Origin of the sequence: Reichenbachiella carrageenanivorans, assembly GCF_025639805.1 — a bacterium.
GTDB classification, from domain to species: Bacteria; Bacteroidota; Bacteroidia; order Cytophagales; family Cyclobacteriaceae; genus Reichenbachiella; species Reichenbachiella carrageenanivorans.
On sequence record NZ_CP106735.1, the window covers coordinates 138,277 to 155,257 of the forward strand.

Annotated in this window: 19 protein-coding genes; 12 read left to right on the plus strand and 7 right to left on the minus strand. The window is 41.1% G+C overall.

Annotated features, from left to right (window positions below; all coding sequences use genetic code 11):
- Positions 1–68 precede the first annotated feature (68 nt).
- The 3 genes from N7E81_RS00570 (at position 69) to N7E81_RS00580 (ending at position 3,295) form a co-directional block, all read left to right on the plus strand.
- A complete protein-coding gene (locus tag N7E81_RS00570; protein WP_263051334.1) occupies positions 69–293 on the plus strand; it encodes a response regulator transcription factor in 225 nt (74 codons plus the stop codon).
- A gap of 335 nt (positions 294–628) precedes the next feature.
- Positions 629–2,305: an alanine/glycine:cation symporter family protein gene (locus N7E81_RS00575; RefSeq protein ID WP_263051335.1), complete on the plus strand. Its 1,677-nt coding sequence runs from the start codon at positions 629–631 to the stop codon at positions 2,303–2,305.
- Between the two features lie 63 nt (positions 2,306–2,368).
- Complete coding sequence (locus N7E81_RS00580; protein ID WP_263051336.1) at positions 2,369–3,295, plus strand: alpha/beta hydrolase; 927 nt, start codon at positions 2,369–2,371, stop codon at positions 3,293–3,295.
- Between the two features lie 116 nt (positions 3,296–3,411).
- Here the strand turns inward: N7E81_RS00580 and N7E81_RS00585 are convergent, their stop codons facing one another.
- From N7E81_RS00585 to N7E81_RS00600, 4 genes are all read right to left on the minus strand, one after another.
- Positions 3,412–3,873, minus strand: a complete 462-nt coding sequence (locus N7E81_RS00585) for a hypothetical protein (RefSeq protein ID WP_263051337.1) — start codon at positions 3,871–3,873, stop codon at positions 3,412–3,414.
- A 223-nt stretch (positions 3,874–4,096) separates the two neighbouring features.
- A complete protein-coding gene (locus N7E81_RS00590; RefSeq protein ID WP_263051338.1) occupies positions 4,097–4,624 on the minus strand; it encodes a DUF4251 domain-containing protein in 528 nt (175 codons plus the stop codon).
- Between the two features lie 67 nt (positions 4,625–4,691).
- Positions 4,692–6,392 (minus strand): SulP family inorganic anion transporter, encoded by a 1,701-nt coding sequence (locus tag N7E81_RS00595; RefSeq protein WP_263051339.1) that lies wholly within the window; start codon positions 6,390–6,392, stop codon positions 4,692–4,694.
- A gap of 69 nt (positions 6,393–6,461) precedes the next feature.
- Positions 6,462–7,094, minus strand: a complete 633-nt coding sequence (locus N7E81_RS00600) for a Crp/Fnr family transcriptional regulator (protein WP_263051340.1) — start codon at positions 7,092–7,094, stop codon at positions 6,462–6,464.
- 99 nt (positions 7,095–7,193) lie between these two features.
- On the opposite strand from N7E81_RS00600, the gene N7E81_RS00605 reads away from it, so the two are divergent.
- From N7E81_RS00605 to N7E81_RS00645, 9 genes are all read left to right on the plus strand, one after another.
- The gene (locus N7E81_RS00605) at positions 7,194–7,739 is read left to right on the plus strand and encodes a YceD family protein (RefSeq protein ID WP_263051341.1); all 546 of its coding nucleotides are present in this window, start codon (positions 7,194–7,196) and stop codon (positions 7,737–7,739) included.
- Positions 7,740–7,751: 12 nt separating this feature from the next.
- Complete coding sequence (rpmF, locus tag N7E81_RS00610) at positions 7,752–7,943, plus strand: 50S ribosomal protein L32 (RefSeq protein WP_263051342.1); 192 nt, start codon at positions 7,752–7,754, stop codon at positions 7,941–7,943.
- 194 nt (positions 7,944–8,137) lie between these two features.
- Entirely contained in the window at positions 8,138–9,136 is a 999-nt protein-coding gene (locus N7E81_RS00615; protein ID WP_263051343.1) for a beta-ketoacyl-ACP synthase III, read from the plus strand.
- A 23-nt stretch (positions 9,137–9,159) separates the two neighbouring features.
- Positions 9,160–9,726 carry an elongation factor P gene (gene efp / locus N7E81_RS00620; protein WP_263051344.1) on the plus strand — a complete coding sequence of 189 codons (567 nt, stop codon included), beginning with the start codon at positions 9,160–9,162 and terminating at the stop codon, positions 9,724–9,726.
- Positions 9,727–9,906: 180 nt separating this feature from the next.
- A complete protein-coding gene (gene accB, locus N7E81_RS00625; protein ID WP_263051345.1) occupies positions 9,907–10,395 on the plus strand; it encodes an acetyl-CoA carboxylase biotin carboxyl carrier protein in 489 nt (162 codons plus the stop codon).
- Between the two features lie 28 nt (positions 10,396–10,423).
- Entirely contained in the window at positions 10,424–11,773 is a 1,350-nt protein-coding gene (accC, locus tag N7E81_RS00630; protein WP_263051346.1) for an acetyl-CoA carboxylase biotin carboxylase subunit, read from the plus strand.
- Positions 11,774–11,844: 71 nt separating this feature from the next.
- Complete coding sequence (locus N7E81_RS00635; RefSeq protein ID WP_263051347.1) at positions 11,845–12,525, plus strand: DUF6089 family protein; 681 nt, start codon at positions 11,845–11,847, stop codon at positions 12,523–12,525.
- A gap of 65 nt (positions 12,526–12,590) precedes the next feature.
- Positions 12,591–13,250, plus strand: a complete 660-nt coding sequence (locus N7E81_RS00640; RefSeq protein ID WP_263051348.1) for a PorT family protein — start codon at positions 12,591–12,593, stop codon at positions 13,248–13,250.
- Positions 13,247–14,185, plus strand: coding sequence for a hypothetical protein (locus tag N7E81_RS00645; protein WP_263051349.1), 939 nt, complete (start codon positions 13,247–13,249; stop codon positions 14,183–14,185). Before N7E81_RS00640 ends, N7E81_RS00645 begins: the two co-directional genes overlap by 4 nt.
- Positions 14,186–14,251: 66 nt before the next feature.
- Here N7E81_RS00645 and N7E81_RS00650 read toward each other — a convergent pair whose 3' ends face one another.
- From N7E81_RS00650 to N7E81_RS00660, 3 genes are read right to left on the minus strand one after another with little or no spacing between them, the layout of a single operon-like run.
- A complete protein-coding gene (locus N7E81_RS00650) occupies positions 14,252–15,064 on the minus strand; it encodes a DUF4412 domain-containing protein (protein ID WP_263051350.1) in 813 nt (270 codons plus the stop codon).
- Positions 15,065–15,077: 13 nt separating this feature from the next.
- Positions 15,078–15,878, minus strand: a complete 801-nt coding sequence (locus N7E81_RS00655; protein ID WP_263051351.1) for a hypothetical protein — start codon at positions 15,876–15,878, stop codon at positions 15,078–15,080.
- A 7-nt stretch (positions 15,879–15,885) separates the two neighbouring features.
- Entirely contained in the window at positions 15,886–16,926 is a 1,041-nt protein-coding gene (locus N7E81_RS00660; RefSeq protein WP_263051352.1) for a hypothetical protein, read from the minus strand.
- Positions 16,927–16,981 lie beyond the last annotated feature (55 nt).

A 16,981-nucleotide genomic window follows, 5' to 3' on the forward strand; every position in this document is an offset into this window, starting at 1 on the left:
CCTACCAATACGGATTGATTCATGAACGCCATCTCTCTTTATTTGAACCTGTATCATAACCCATTGTGATGAATCTATCCGAAAGAGAAAAACAAGTATTAGAATTAATCGTCGAGGAGCTATCGTCTCAAGACATTGCCAAAAAATTAAAAATCAGCATTCGTACTGTAGATACACATCGAAAAAACATATCTAAAAAACTCCAAACCAAATCACTCATTGGACTGACCAAACATGCCATACGTGCAGGCATGGTAGCTGGTTTCCGATATTCCAACCGAAAACAGCCTTAATATACTTACTATTAGGTATTTACAAGTGGCTCAACATGCCCTATCCTTACATTAGCAAATTTCAATGAAGCATGAAAGCTCTAAAATTGATAACAGCATTACTTTTATATCTGATCACTATTACGTTGTTCGTTTGACGGCAGTCAAACCTTGGTGATAAGATAATGGGTATAGAGGCTCGTCTTTACAGACAAAGCTTATGAGAACCTCCCGACCACCCAGTCGGGAGGTATTATTTTGCCAATCATATAATAAACGATCAGGCAGTTTTATTCCTTACCAGTTTTTATATTTTTGTTGGTTACAACTATTCAAAAAAATATTAACCCCCATATATGCAGCAGCTCAACGACTTTTTACTTCTCATTGATAGTTTTATAGGAAGTGCCTTTTGGTTTCCCTATGCCTTGCTAGGTACAGGCCTCTTTTTCACGATCTACCTCAAGTTTCCACAAATCAGATACTTTGGTTTTGCCGTCAAAGTGGTGAAAGGCAAATTCGATAAGTCTGACGACGAAGGGGATACTTCACACTTCCAAGCCTTGGCCACTGCCCTATCTGGCACAGTAGGTACGGGCAACATCGCAGGAGTAGCTCTAGCGATACACATAGGAGGACCTGCGGCACTTTTCTGGATGCTGGTCACTGCGGCACTAGGTATGTGTACCAAATTCGTAGAAGTCACGCTTTCGCATAAATACAGAGAAAAAACCGCCGATGGCACCATGGCTGGTGGTCCGATGTACTTTATGAAGAACAAAATGAACATGAAATGGCTCGCAGCTGCATTTGCCATTGCTACTGTACTTTCTTCGTTTGGCACAGGGAGTTTACCACAGATCAATAGTATCTCCAATTCCTTGAATGCGACCTTTGGCATCGACCATATGATAACTGGAGGTGTACTGGCCGTTCTCTTGGCGATAGTCATCATAGGAGGAATCAAAAGAATAGCAGCGGTGACGGAAAAGCTAGTCCCAGGAATGGCACTAATCTACTTCATCGGCGCCTTTGCTGTGATCTTCTACAATTTGGGCAATATCGGTTCCTCATTCGTTTCTATCTTTTCAGATCTGTTTTCAGGGTCAGCTGCTTCTGGTGGGTTTATAGGCGCCTCGATCGCCTTTGCTTTCAATAGAGGAGTCAACCGCGGCTTGTTTTCCAACGAAGCAGGACAAGGTAGTGCACCTATCGCTCACGCCTCAGCCAAAGGACACGAACCAGTATCAGAAGGTATGGTAGCGATACTAGAGCCATTCATCGACACTATTATCATCTGTACGGTCACGGGTCTTGTATTACTTTCTTCTGGCGTATGGAATGAAAAGCATGTCAACGATTTTCAAGTCTCAGACATGAGTGTTTTGGTAGGTTCAGACTACTCAGATCAGTCCGAAGAAGGTGTAGCCAGACTCTATGGACATATCTCAGGTGAAGCCCCTTTGCCTGAGTTTTCTGGTGATTTGACGATAGCAGATGGTACCATTCAAAACGAAGTATCGATCATTCATGCACGCTCATTGGCTGAAGAAATCAAGGTTACCAAAGACGGACAGTCATTTACAGGCACGGTACATATTGCCAATGGGAAACCTAGTGACCTCAATGTCGCCTTTATAGGCAAATCATTGGTACATAGCGCACCACTGACTACCATTGCCTTCACACGAGGCTTCTTTGGAGACTGGGGTCAATACATCGTATCTATTGGTCTACTGCTCTTTGCTTTCAGTACGGCAATATCATGGTCTTACTACGGAGATAGAGCCATGACCTTTTTACTAGGCAGTGGCTCAGTCAAATACTACCGCATGGTATATGTTGTAGCTTTTTTCTTCGCTGCCTTTACCGACACCACCATTATTTGGACCTTGTCTGCTATTACCATAGCCGTAATGACTCTGCCCAACTTATTTGGATTGCTTTACTTGAGAAAAGACATGAAAGACACCCTAGACGAATTCTGGGTGAATTTCAAAAAAGAGTACCCAGACGAAAAAACCCCAGAGTAAAAATTTTAATTCCAAACCCTTCCAGCAGTCATGCTTGAAGGGTTTGTTTTTTAAAGCACAACCATGAGGTCTGCCTTTCTTTTATTATTTACACTTAGTCAATGTGCATACACACTTGCTCAAACCAAAGAGAGATATTACCTAGACGCTACTGACCATACAGCCAATTATTATGAAGTATTCTATGAGTCTAACACGACCATAGAACAAGTACTCGTCCTAATTCCTGGATTTGGAGAAACTCCTGAACGTGTAATACTACAAACAGACCTCCCCCTACTGACTGTAAAAAATGGCATTCTAACCATCATACCTGTTTTAGCCGATGGTGTTTTGTCACTAGGCGTAGACGAGCAAAGCCAAAAATCTCTACAAAGAATCATCGAACACGCCACATTAAAATATAATATAAAATCAACTCCACTGAGCATTGGAGGGTTTTCGATAGGTGGTAGTGCAGCGATTAAGTATGCAGAACAAGCCACCCAACAGGCAACTACACCTCAGCCAATAAAAGTCTTTGCCATCGACCCACCACTAGATTTCGAACGCTTCTACCAATCAGCAAAACGAAGAATAAGATTATCAAAAGACGGTGAAGCAAATAAAGAAGACCTATACATCACCCAACGGATAGAAGTCGCTTTTGGTGGGCCTCCTGAAACTGCTCTCACAAACTATCATCGAATCTCTCCCTACTCCTACTCAGACACTAGCCAGTCCAATATCAAACCCTTGATCCATACTGCGCTAAGGATATATACTGAACCAGATGTGCATTGGTGGATTTCAGAGCGAGGCAACGACTACAGTGGTATGAATGCATTAGATGCTTCGTGCATAATCAACGAACTCAACCGACTAGGCAACTCACAGGCAACATTGATCACCACACAAAACAAGGGATTTCGAAAGCCAGACAACCGCAAGCACCCGCATGCTTGGAGTATTGTAGACAACGAGGCATTGATTACTTGGTTGAAAAATTGACTCCTTTTAAAAAAATCGACCTTGCAGTCATTCCACAAGGTCAATCAAATTTGCTTCATTGCAATTACTTGCAAGTGTGCCGTCAAACACGAAGCTCGGATTCACTAAACCAGCTATTATCTTTTTGCAGTAACCTGATCCCAGGTAAAAGTATTTACTTCTACATATTCTTGGTCACTGATATGGTTCTCCATATCTTTTTCAACTACTATAAAACTGACTTCTTGTTGTTCATTTTCATACCCAAGCAGATAAAATTCCCAAATCTCTTGACCCAATGTAACCTTCAAGTCATAGGCAGACTGGACATTCAGACTATTGTCTGCATGTCTAATCAGGCGATCAGTATCAGCGGCTTCTAGCGGCACAGCTTTGCTCTGCCACAAGTCGCCAGCTTTATCAAAAGCCTCCACACTCACCGCTCCTCCATACTTGACATGATGCGGATGCTGAACAACAATAAATTGATCAAAGTCCTGCAACTGGGGTTCGCTTCTAAACTTACCCGTATAAAACTGCGCATCAGCAGGTGGGGCTACGGTGTAGATGAGTACAATTAAGGTGATTAAGGTTTTCATCGTGTGGTTATGCTTTGAGCGGTATCCATATTCTCAAAATGTCTTGCTGGCTACCTGATACAAATCAGCATAAATTCGTGCGTTAATTCCCATCGAATCGATGAATGGTCAGATATTTTCGATGAGAATTCAAGAGATATTAGAATAATCCAAAACAGTATTGATATATGACTTATTAAAGCTATATAATCAACTTATAATACCTTATCCACGCAAATACATATTACTCTTTAGACGACTCTATTTCTGTAATGGTTCCTTCGTAGGTGATGTTGTTTCGCTGAGAGCTCATGACCATGAGTATCGCAGTTTTATTCGCCTGAATCGTCATTTTACAACTGAGAAGTTCGCCATTTGATGACTTGGTATCAAATGAATAAAGGAGTCTGAATTTCTTTTCGTTGTATTCGATTTCTTCATTAGACAATGTGGCATCTTCGATATTGATACCAACATCTCCACCCATAGGAGCCACCTGAGCCACACCGAAGTATGGCAATTGCGCAGTAGCTTGATCACCTGTTTTTATGAACGAATTAGGGTTAGATTGGAGGTTTATTCTTCGCCCCTTTTGAGTAGTCGCCCACTCAGCTACAAATTTAAAATCCCCTTGCGCAAAAAACGTCTTCAATGCTACGAAAGCTTGGGCTTTTGCTTCCTTTTTAGCCTGTCTTTTTTCTGCCTTAGACTGCGCTTGCACGGTGCCTAATGCCACGAGTATAATGATTAATAAAACACCTATATTTTTCATGAGTATGATTTTAAATGAAAGATAAATGATTCCTCATTTGAATCAAATCTCATTCCAAAAGAGCCGCTTACTTCACATTGGTTTGATAGCTCAGCTTGGTTTTAGCATCATCAATCAAAATGGCATCCGCGATACAATCATGGATATGATCCAACCCTATTTTTTCTGACAAACCTGTCTTGAAAAACTTATCCCTCACAGGGCCTATGATACTCACCATATGAAATTCGATCTGGTGATCATGGAGGTGACGAATAATATCCTCCAACCCTTCTATACCACTCGAATCAGCATCTATCATGCTTTGCGCATCAAGCACAAATTTTTTCATGGTAGGCTTTTGCTTTACCATCATTTCAACTTTGGATTTCAACGAGCCTACATTAGCAAAAAACAAACGGGCATCAAACCGAAGTATGCCTATATGAGGATCATCCACGGCAGACTCAAATCGCTTTAGATTTCTAAAGTATGTACTATCTCCTACCCGACCTAACTCCGCCATGTGCGGTTTGGAGGTTTTGTATACCAATACCAACAAGGAAATCAAAATTCCAAACCCAATACCCCACTCTATTCCAAAAACCAACGTACCAAGAAACGAAGCCATTAGCATCACAAAATCATATCGATCAGTAATCCACAGACTCTTTGCTATCTTAAAATCAATCAAGCCTAGCACAGCTAGAAAAATAATAGCCCCGAGTACGGCATGCGGTAGGTATTGAAAAACAGGCATAAAAAACAACAGCGCTAGCACCACGATCAAGGAGGCAAAAATCGACGCCAGTCCCGTTTTGGCTCCAGCGGATTCGTTGACTGCCGACCGGCTAAAACTAGCCGTAGCAGGAAAAGTTCTAAAAAAAGACCCGATGATATTGGCCATCCCCAAACCAACCAATTCTTTGTTTGCATGAATTTCGTACTCTGCCTTGTGTTTAGACTGGAGTCGCTGTCCGATAGAATAGATCTCCACAAACCCCATCAAAGACAGCGTGAGCGCAAGTGGCAAAAATCTAGCCCATGGCAATCCCTCCAATACAGGCACAGAAAAATCCGGCAAGCCTCCAGGCAACTGCCCCACCAAGCTCACACCCATCTGCTCCATACCTAGTATATAAGACAATCCCATACCCACCACCACCACAAGCAAACTACTCGGCCACTTAGGCAGGAGTTTTTTTCCTCCAATCAAGAGAACCAAACTGCCAATAGCCATCAGCATAGTGGGCATATGTGTGAAGTGTAAATGAGTAACATAGTAAACAAACTCATCAAAAAGTCCATCTACACCCACAGGGGTAATCCCCAATAAATACTTGAATTGTTTGATAGAAATAATCACTGCTGCAGCGAATGTAAACCCAAGAATAACAGGCTTAGAAAGAAAATTGGCAATGAAGCCCAATCTCAAAAAACCCATACTAAGCTGCAATAGCCCAACAATCAAAGTCATCGCTACCGTGACCACTAGGTACTCATCCGTACCAATCGCTGCAAATGCACTCGCTCCCGCAATCAGAATCAATGAGTCCATCGCCACAGGCCCTACAGACACATGACGAGAAGTACCCATAATCGCATACACGATAGTAGGCACGATCGCCGTGTACAATCCATATATAGGCGGCAGTCCCGCTATCATGGCATAGGCCATGCCTTGTGGAATCAACATCACTCCTACAACCAACCCGGCAAACAAATCTTGCTTAAGCCAAGCCTTGGAATAGGATTTGAATACATTCAGGAGAGGAAATAGGTTATTCATTTACATCATCAGATTATTAATGGCAAATGTAATCGATTCGATTTGCACCGTGCGTAACCATTGTTACACTCACAATATTTCGATCTTATTACGATGTAATTCGATCTGTCCCTCCTGCTCTAGTTTTTTCAGTAGTCGAGAGACCACTACCCGCGAAGTATTGAGATCTTGGGCAATTTGCTGATGAGTCTTTCGAACCGAAAAATCTCCAGCACTTTGTTTACAATCCAACAGATAGTTCATCAGGCGCTCGTCCAATTTCATAAATGCCAAAGCGTCTACCGCATTGAGTATTTCTTCAAAGCGTTCATTGTACGACCCAAAAATAAACTGCCGCCATGTCGAATATTTCATCCACTCATCCATATACTGCATTGGAATCATGATTACCTCTGCATCTTCTTCTACCACAGCCTTGATTTCACTTTTTTTGTGACTCATACAGCAAGTCAGACTCATGGCACACGTGTCTCCTCCACCTAAAAAGTACAAAAAGAGCTCATTTCCTTTTTGATCTTCACGAATCACCTTAATCGTTCCAGACAGAACCAAAGGAATACTTTTGAGATAAGTCCCAAAATCAATCAAGACCTTTCCTGCCTTAAACTGCTTCAAATCAGCCTTTTGATTGATTTCATCTACTAAATCAGTTTGAAACCGCTGAGCAAAAAGCTCCAATTTTTCTTTTATATTATTTGACATCTCTAATCACTTCGTATTTCCTTTCAAATTTCCAGATAAGATTTTAATTATTAATAATATTAATCTAAATTTGCGCACTCATTTCCTATCTAAGGAAAAATGAAAGAAAACAGACAATACAGAATCGACATATACGGCCTCAAATTGGGGATTCACGAATTCGATTTTGAGTTTGATAGAAAGCTCTTTGAAAATATTGAAGACAGTGTGATTGAATCTGGCCATGGAAAATGCTCCGTGACCCTAGATAAAAAGGAAACGCTGATTTCAATGAATTTTAAAATCGAAGGGGTAATCGAATTGATTTGTGACAGAAGTCTTGAGCCATTTGACTACCCAATAGACATCGAAGAAAACTTAATCGTGAAATACGGTGAAGAATTGGACGATAGCAGAGATGACCTTTTGGTTATTTCTAATACGCAAGAGAGTATAAATGTAGAATCTAACATCTACGAATACCTCACGATAGCTGTCCCAATGAAAAGAATTCACCCTGACTTTCAAGACGAAGAAGACGACGATGAGAACGAAGTAGCGTTGGTATACACATCTGAAAATGCAGAGGCCGACGAAAAAGAAGATGATGATGCAATAGACCCTAGGTGGGCAGCACTCAAAAATATTAAGGATTTAAAGAATTAAAATAGAAGAACGATGGCACATCCTAAGCGTAAAATCTCCAAACAGAGAAGGGACAAGAGAAGAACGCATTACAAAGCAGAAGCTAAAAACTATGTAGTTTGCGCTACCACTGGTGAAGCACACTTGCCGCACAGAGCTTACTGGCACGAAGGCAAATTGTACTACAAAGGCAAAGTAGTGATTGAAAAAGAAGTATTAGCTTAATATTTCTTTTGAGCTTTTATAAAATATACAGAGTCTGCTTCTAAAGCAGACTTTCTGTGTTTATATGAGTTATGCATGCATACTATTTTGATGTGCATTTCTGGCTATCAAAAGCCAATTATTTCATTAAATTGCCAACGTTTTTTGGCTTTACGCCAATCAACAAGACCAGTTCAAAAGAATAAACATTTCAAATGACTAAAATAAGAGCAGCAATAACGGGTGTTCATGGCTATGTCCCTGATTATGTATTGACCAATCAGGAATTGGAAGGCATGGTAGAGACCAGCGATGAGTGGATCACCTCCCGAACAGGCATCAAAGAAAGAAGAATACTCAAAGGAGAGCACCAGGGCACATCAGTAATAGGTATAGAGTCTTGCAAGGCTCTACTAGAAAAGACTGGCACTGACCCCAAAGAGGTAGACCTAATCATCTGCGCTACCGTAACTCCAGACATGCCCTTCCCGGCTACTGCCAATCTCATCGCAGATGCCATCGGAGCGACAAACTCATTCAGCTACGACATGTCTGCGGCTTGCTCTGGGTTCTTATACGCACTCACTACTGGCTCTCAGTTTATTGAAACAGGCAAATACAAAAAAGTATTGGTCATAGGTGCCGACAAAATGTCGTCTATCATCAACTACAAGGATAGAACAACCTGTATCATCTTTGGTGATGGTGGTGGAGCAGTACTGCTAGAGCCTACTACAGAAGAATTTGGCGTAATGGACTCCATCCTAAAAGCCGATGGATCAGGCGCCCAATACCTGCAAATGCCAGGTGGAGGTAGCCGCATGCCAGCTACTGTAGAAACCGTGCAGGCCGACAAACACTACGCCATGCAAGAAGGTTCGGCCGTTTTCAAATTTGCCGTAACCAATATGGCAGATGTAGCAGCCGAAATCATGGAAAAAAACAACCTCACTGGCGACGATATCACATGGCTCGTGCCGCACCAAGCCAATAAAAGAATTATAGATGCTACTGCCCGTAGAATGGAAGTAGATGAAAACAAAGTAATGCTGAATATTGAAAAATATGGCAATACAACTAGTGGCACACTACCGCTTTGCCTCTGGGACTACGAAAAACAATTGAAAAAAGGTGACAACTTGATCCTTGCTGCTTTTGGCGGCGGATTCACCTGGGGCTCCATCTATTTAAAATGGGCCTACGATTCTAAATAAGACAACGTTAAAAAAATAAACAAATGGCTTCAACCGCTGACTTTAAAAATGGGATGTGTATCGAGTACAATCATGGATTGTACTTCATCATCGAATTTCAGCACGTAAAACCAGGCAAAGGACCTGCTTTCGTAAGAACCAAATTGAAAAATGTTAAAACGGGAAAAGTAATAGACAACACTTTCACGTCAGGACATAAAGTAACTACTGCTCGAATTGAAAGACGAAACTTTCAGTTTCTCTACAAAGACGACATGGGGTACAACTTCATGGACAATGATACTTACGAGCAAATCAACATGGAAGAGGAGCTCATTGACGCACCTCAATTCCTAAAAGATGGCGAGCAAGTGGAGGTTATTTTCCACGCTGAGCAAGAGATGATTCTAGGCTGCGAATTGCCCAACCATGTCACCATGGAAATCACTTACACTGAGCCTGGGCTCAAAGGAGACACCGCTACCAACGCTTCAAAACCTGCCACCACAGAAACTGGCGCCACTATACAGGTACCTCTTTTTGTAAACCAGGGAGACGTGGTAAAAGTAGAAAGTAAAACAGGAAACTATGTAGAAAGAGTAAAGAAGTAATTCTTACTCTTTTTTTATGGAGAACGTGTAATTTTTATATCAAACGTTTCTCTTTAATTTTGACCATTAAAACATTTTATGAGATCATTTATTCTCATAAACATCACTAACTAATTGATTTGATTTGGAGTTTGTAATGCAAGCGTCAAATCAGTTTAACAACGAATAAATACTTAGCAGATGAAGGTAAAAGAAATCAGAGATTTGATAGACTTCTTGTCAAGTTCAGGACTAGAAGAAGTTAATATAGAAACCGACGAGTTTAAGATCAAAATCAAACGAAGCAACGAAGCACAAGTAGTAGAGCGAGTAGTCGCTTCTGCACCAGCACCAGTTGCAGCTCCTGTAGCAGCCGCACCTGCTCCAGTCGCAGCGCCTGCCCCAGCAGCGCCTTCGGCACCAGTCGCAGATGCCGCTCCAGCAGGAAATTATATAGAGATCAAATCACCAATGATCGGTACATTCTACAGATCAGCTAACCCAGAGTCTCCAGCATTTGTCAATGTAGGCGACAAAGTTTCAGCTGGCGGAACCGTGTGTATCATAGAAGCCATGAAACTCTTCAACGAAATCGAATCTGAAGTATCAGGCACCATCGTAAAAGTATTGGTGGATGATTCTCAGCCAGTAGAATACGATCAGCCATTGTTCTTGGTTGACCCGTCTTAATTGAGTTTTAGAAATTAAAGACTAACACGTGTTTAAAAAAATATTAATAGCCAATAGAGGTGAGATTGCCCTTCGGGTAATCCGTACTTGTCGAGAGATGGGCATCAGTACTGTGGCCGTATACTCCACCGCAGACAAAGAAAGTTTGCATGTGAAATTTGCCGATGAGGCCGTTTGCATTGGCCCTGCCCCGAGCAAGGACTCTTATCTCAACATGAAAGCCATTATCTCGGCTGCTGAGATCACCAATGCAGATGCCATTCATCCAGGGTTCGGATTTCTGTCAGAAAATGCCGAGTTCTCTCAAATCTGTGAAGAGTACAACATCAAGTTTATCGGTGCCAGCGCAGAAATGATTAACCAAATGGGAGACAAGGCTAGCGCCAAGGACACCATGAAAAAAGCTGGTGTACCTACCATCCCTGGTTCTGAAGGACTCTTGTCATCTGTAGAAGAAGGCAAGAAAATAGCGAAAAAAATAAAGTACCCCGTAATCCTAAAGGCAACTGCCGGCGGTGGTGGACGAGGTATGAGAATCGTAAAAGAAGAGAGTGGGTTCCAAAAAGCATGGGATGATGCTCGTCAGGAATCTAAAGCTGCTTTCGGAAACGATGGCATGTATTTGGAGAAATACATCGAAGATCCACGTCATGTGGAAATTCAGATTGTAGGCGACAGCACAGGCAAAGCCTGTCATTTGTCCGAAAGAGACTGCTCTATCCAAAGAAGACATCAAAAACTGACAGAAGAAACACCATGTCCTGCAACGGTCATGAACGATAAACTTCGTAAGAAAATGGGAGAAGCTGCCATCAAAGGTGCCGAAGCCATCAAATACGAAGGTGCAGGTACAGTAGAGTTTTTGCTAGACAAGCACGGCGACTTCTATTTCATGGAAATGAATACTCGTATCCAAGTAGAACACCCGATCACGGAAGAGGTCACTGATTTTGATTTGATCAAAGAGCAAATCAAAGTAGCAGCTGGCATCAAGATTTCTGGCAAGAACTACTTCCCTCAGTTGCACGCCATAGAATGTAGAATCAATGCAGAAGATCCTTCGAAGGATTTCCGTCCTTCTCCAGGCAAAATCACGCATCTACATATGCCAGGTGGCCATGGTGTACGAGTGGATAGTCATGTATATGCTGGCTACACCATTCCTCCAAACTATGATTCGATGATCGCCAAACTAATCGTGTCGGCTCAGACTAGAGAAGAGGCTTTGGTGAGAATGAAAAGAGCACTGAGCGAATTTGTAATCGAAGGGATAAAAACTACAATCCCTTTTCATATCAAATTAATGGACGATGAAATATTCAAATCAGGTCAATTCACCACTTCCTTTATGGAAACTTTCGACTTGAGTGATTTGTAATTATTTAATTCGAAATACAATATTTACTTTAGTAACCACGCTATTCCAAATGGCGTGGTTATTTTTTTGACATGAAAAACCTCATTCCCTTTATTCTGATACTCCTCTGTGTATTTGACAATCAAAAGGCTTTCGCTCAAGATTCACTCAAACAAAAAACAAAGGAAATACATTTAGGCATTGGACCCGCCTCCTACAGCGGAGACTTAGGGAAAGCCTATGCAGGAAGTTCCTTACTATTCACCGCTGGGCTCAAATTCAACAATAACAAAAAGCTAAATGGAAATGTAAAAATCTCAATTGGCTCGGTGACCGGACAAGAACTAGACTATGCCACAACAGACGACTCTGGCGTACCTGCCACCCCAAACACTTTCTTCAAAAGCACTTTTATTGGGCTCAATTATGAAGCGCAATTCAACTTTATCAATAAAGAAAAAATCAAAGTTTACCTTTCTCAGGGTATAGGGCTTTTCAGATTTGACCCTAGAAATGAGGAAGACAACAGACTCTCTGACCTCCCAGATACGCGACCGGTCGGGGAAAGCTATCGCAACATAGTGATACAACTACCGACTCAACTCGGTGCTAAATACTACCTCCCCAATGATTTTGCTCTAGGTATTCAGGTCGGATTCATCAATCCTATTACTGATCACTTAGACAACCTAGCCATATGGGGCAATAAGAATGGCAATGACAATATTTTGTCTTTCCAATTTCAAATCCATGCTCCTCTATCTCCTAGATAAGTATATTTGCGGCCATGATTCATCGGATATTTAAAATATGTGTATTCGTCCTAGCTGCTGTTTTCATGAGCAGCTTTGCTCACGGACAAACCAATTTTGGCATATATGTAGGCTCTGTAACCAATAAATTTGAAGGAGACGATGTGTCTAAACTAACTGATCTTAGATTTAGCATCAAAAGCACGATAACCACTGGTGTCGTTATAGACATCCCTGTGGCATCCGACGTATATATCACAATCATACCAGGGTACAAAACCATTGCTGGAACAACCTACAAATCCAACCCCCTCTATGAAGTGCAGGTCAATTTAGGCCTATCCCCCACTGCCCCGAGATACAAAGATATTTCCGATATCAAACTGCAATATATCGCACTCCCTGTACTACTCAAGGTCATTTCTAACAATGAAAGGTGGCAATTCATGGCAGGTATAGAATCTGCTTGGAGCTTTAGCTCCAAGCTCACCGATTTAGAAATCGATAGCAAAATAGAAATCGGTCAACACATCCGAGACATCAATGTATCTGCCATTTTTGGATTTGGCTACAGGTTCAATCTATTAAAACAAAAATTTGCTTTCGACCTCATGTACACCCAAGGACTACTCAATGTATCTAGCGGCTATCAGCTAGATGTGGCTAGTGTACCCAGAGTAAAGACCACCACTGGTGAAAGTAGACTAACCTGGTATCTCCCTCTCAAATCAGCCAAAAAACAATGAAAAGCACATTCACTCTCCTATTCGTCTGTGTATTTACTACTATTGGCTACGCTCAAGCGCAAACCGAGCAAACGACCAAGGCACCAAGCCTGAATAGTCACAAATACGTCAATTTCGAATCCATGAAGTCTCCCTTCATCACAACCAACTTTTTCTTAGAATTAGGAATGGGAGAATCAGGCCTTTTTACAACACAAGGAGTGCCTGTAGGAGACACTACACGATTAAACTTGAGTGGAGAAATACTATTCGTAGAACTCAAGGGTGGCTATCAGCAACGCGTCAAAGACTGGATTTCATTTTTTGTGAATATCGACTACGCTGCCCGCCTGGGCAATAGTGTAGAAAGCTTATATGTAAGTGGAGTAAACACCATTCTTACAGTAGAACCTGGCATTGTTTTTAAAGCCTTGAAAACAGAAAAAACAGCTCTATCTGGCTATGTAAAACTGACCAATACCCAGTCTAGCATTGTAGACATCCAAGAGTATCTAAACGACCTAATTGTAGGAAAAAAATATGCCAGTATCACCAAAGACGTACCTGCTCTCAATGGAGGTGGCGGCATCGTTCTTTTACATGCCTTCAGTCCCAGTTTCGGTTTCAATTTTGATGGGCAATTAGTCTATGGTGAAACCCTAAAAAGAGACAACCCAAAATTTCAATACTACATTGGTTCTAATATTTCATTCAACCTTGATCACTTACTCAAAATACCTGTAAGCCTGATCGTAGGTGGCTATGCCAACACTCTCACTAATGCATTTTCTACGCAAGGCAGCCTCACCTCCACCTTTAGCATAAAAGTGGCTTACACGGGCTCTGATAACTTTACCATAGGAATAGAGACCTACCGAGGGCAAACCCCAATAGAAGACACCAACCAACGTGTTCAATTGAACGGATTTAGTTTTGTGTCTCGGTTTTATTTCTAATAAAAAAACAAAAAAGCAGCTCATATTGCTATGAGCTGCTTTGCTTTAGATCTTTCTATTTCGGGCTTATCGCCCCATGCTCTGCATGTTGATTTCTTTCTCTTTGTATCCAGCAGGTACTTTAAACTGATCTGCCGCAATTGATTTTTTCTCCAAAACCTCTACCAGATTTTCATTTTCAGGCGAGCCACCTTCGTATGAAATAGTTTTCACTGGAATACCATCTTTCAAAACTGGGCTACTATCGTCAAAATTAAGCTGAGCCATAGACCCACCTGTAGGCAATAAAGCAACTACCTCTTGTAAGTTTTCTTTGAAGTAGCTCATCATTTTCTTCATCACAGCAAAGTCGTCTGACTTCACCCCGAGTCCATCAAATGAAGCAATATTCATTTGAAGTGCTTTTTGTTCGCCATTCATACCGTCATACCCCACCGTTTTCCAAGTGCCTATTTTATCATTTTTACCATTCGCTTTGTAGCTCAACAAATCACCAGTCTGCGGATTCAGTATTTTATCAAACTTTTCCTTTTGTTCTGCTGGTATATTAGCGGCAAACTGCTTCATCATTTTAGCCATCATTTTGATCTGCTCTTGTAGCTGTTGCAATGTAGCTTTATCAAATTGATAATATTCCTTCTTATTATTATCGACAAAAGTGAATACCTCTGTTGTGCTATTAAATATAATAGAGCTATTATCTGCTCCTGAGTTTTTTACTAACATCTTATCAGCCGTGAGATAAATCTCCGAGGTCGCTACCTTTCCATTGTCGAGTGTTTTTGTTTTCGACAAAATAAATATACCGTCCTCTGCCCATACAGTCAGGGTCAAACACAGCATTAGTCCAATTAGGGATAGTTTTTTTAATGCAATCATTTTAAATAATTTTTTAGTCATTATAGTTCACAGGTTCAAACGAAGTAAAGGCCTTATCTGGCACATCACTCAGTATTTTTATTTCCGTTAGTTGTCTCGCACCTCCACGCCCACCAGACAACAGGATGTTTCCATATTTTTGGTAATCCTCCCAAGGGGTAATAAAATCTGGATTGGGGTGACTCGATTTTCTGAAAAATGCCCATTGAGTTATCAAATTACTTTCCTCATCTACCCAAATATGGTAGATATTGTCTGGTGTATCTCCCACATTATCGAAGGCCATCTGTAATACATACGACTCTTGACCAAGCGCTGTGGTGTCATTGCCAATGTAGTATAATGCCACGCCAGAGTCTTTCAACTTATAAGGCATCACCAGCCAGTAAGAATCATTGATCCAAATGCTCTTGGCCTTCTTCAAATAGCCTGCCAAAGAATCCGGGGCTGAGATTTCCTCCCCTTCTATTTGGGCTTTGCCATTCATACTATTGATATTGACCAACAAAATTTGATTTTTGTCTGGAATCTCAATTCTTACATCGCCAGTAAACTTATCCCACAATAGTGATCGCTTACCAAAGAAGTTCCAAGAAAGATATCTGGTTTCGTCCCAAGCTTTTCGTCCACCCATCGCAGTCATTACTTTATCAGCAATGATGATGGCCTCTGGATCAGAAGCTTCAAAATTGAAACCATCAGCAGGATGATTGATATCCTCAGACACTTCCATTTCCATAGCTACTAGCTCAGTTTTTTTAGCACCACAAGATGCTAAAACACCACATAAAAGAACGTATATTATATTTTTCATAAATAAATCAACCATTATACATGTCTGTTTTTTTGAAAACCATCCAAAGGCTCATTTTTACTATTTCTCCCATATTCTTACATTTCAAAAACTTAGGCTCATGATAAAAATCGGCTAAATCTGCCTTCAATGAGGCCACATGTCTAGGAAAAGAAATTGTATCATCTATCATCGCATTCAATAGATCTGCTACTCGATACCTAGCTACTCTCAGGCGATTAGCTATAAGCGACCTTTCCTCCTTCTGATACTGTCTCACGGACTCTGGCGTCATATACTTTAAACCCATATTGATCAGTGCATTGTTTTGCTTAAAATACTGAGGTAGATAAATATTTTTTCTCCCCTCATACGATTGTTGATCAAAATCTATGGCTTTGAGTCTATAGGAAATTTGCTCAAAATCAGGGATAATATTCACAACAAAGTTACTCGAATGCATATCCCCGAGGAGTCTCACAAAACACCGTTCGTTGAATTTGACGAACTCTTTGGCCAATCGAGTTTCGTTCAGATTTTTATCCTTGAGGTGAAATTTAATAAATTGATCGCCAGGGATTCCTGCAATGTGTTCTTCTATCAAAGTGTTTTTATGCACCACGTAGTTTATCCTATTTGGCGAAAGCAAATGCTCCAACTCTAAGCCGTAAATTCTAGAAGCATCTGCATTTTTGATATAGAAATAATCAAAGTTGTCATTGATCCGATTGACGATCCTGACTCTAAAAGGCTTGGTATTACCATATTGGCAAATATCTACTCGATCTACCATCAAGTGATCCATCACACTGATATCTCCGTCTGCTTTAATTTCTGAATAGATCTGTTTCAGGTCGTGATGTATGGTATTCATATCTGACTGTGCATAAAACACGGTCTCCCAAAGCGTATCAACGCCTTCGTTATCATACAGCGGAATAGAATTGTCATAGCGCAAGAGCGACTCATACTCCACAGGTACAGCAATAGTCCGCTTATACTTTTTCAAGTATGTTTTTAGCTTTTGGCTAATCGTAAAAGGAATTTTCTTTTTGCTAATGATGGCCATGACAGGGTATTCTCACCACTAATATAATTAGGTGACAGGCTTCCTGTACGGAATA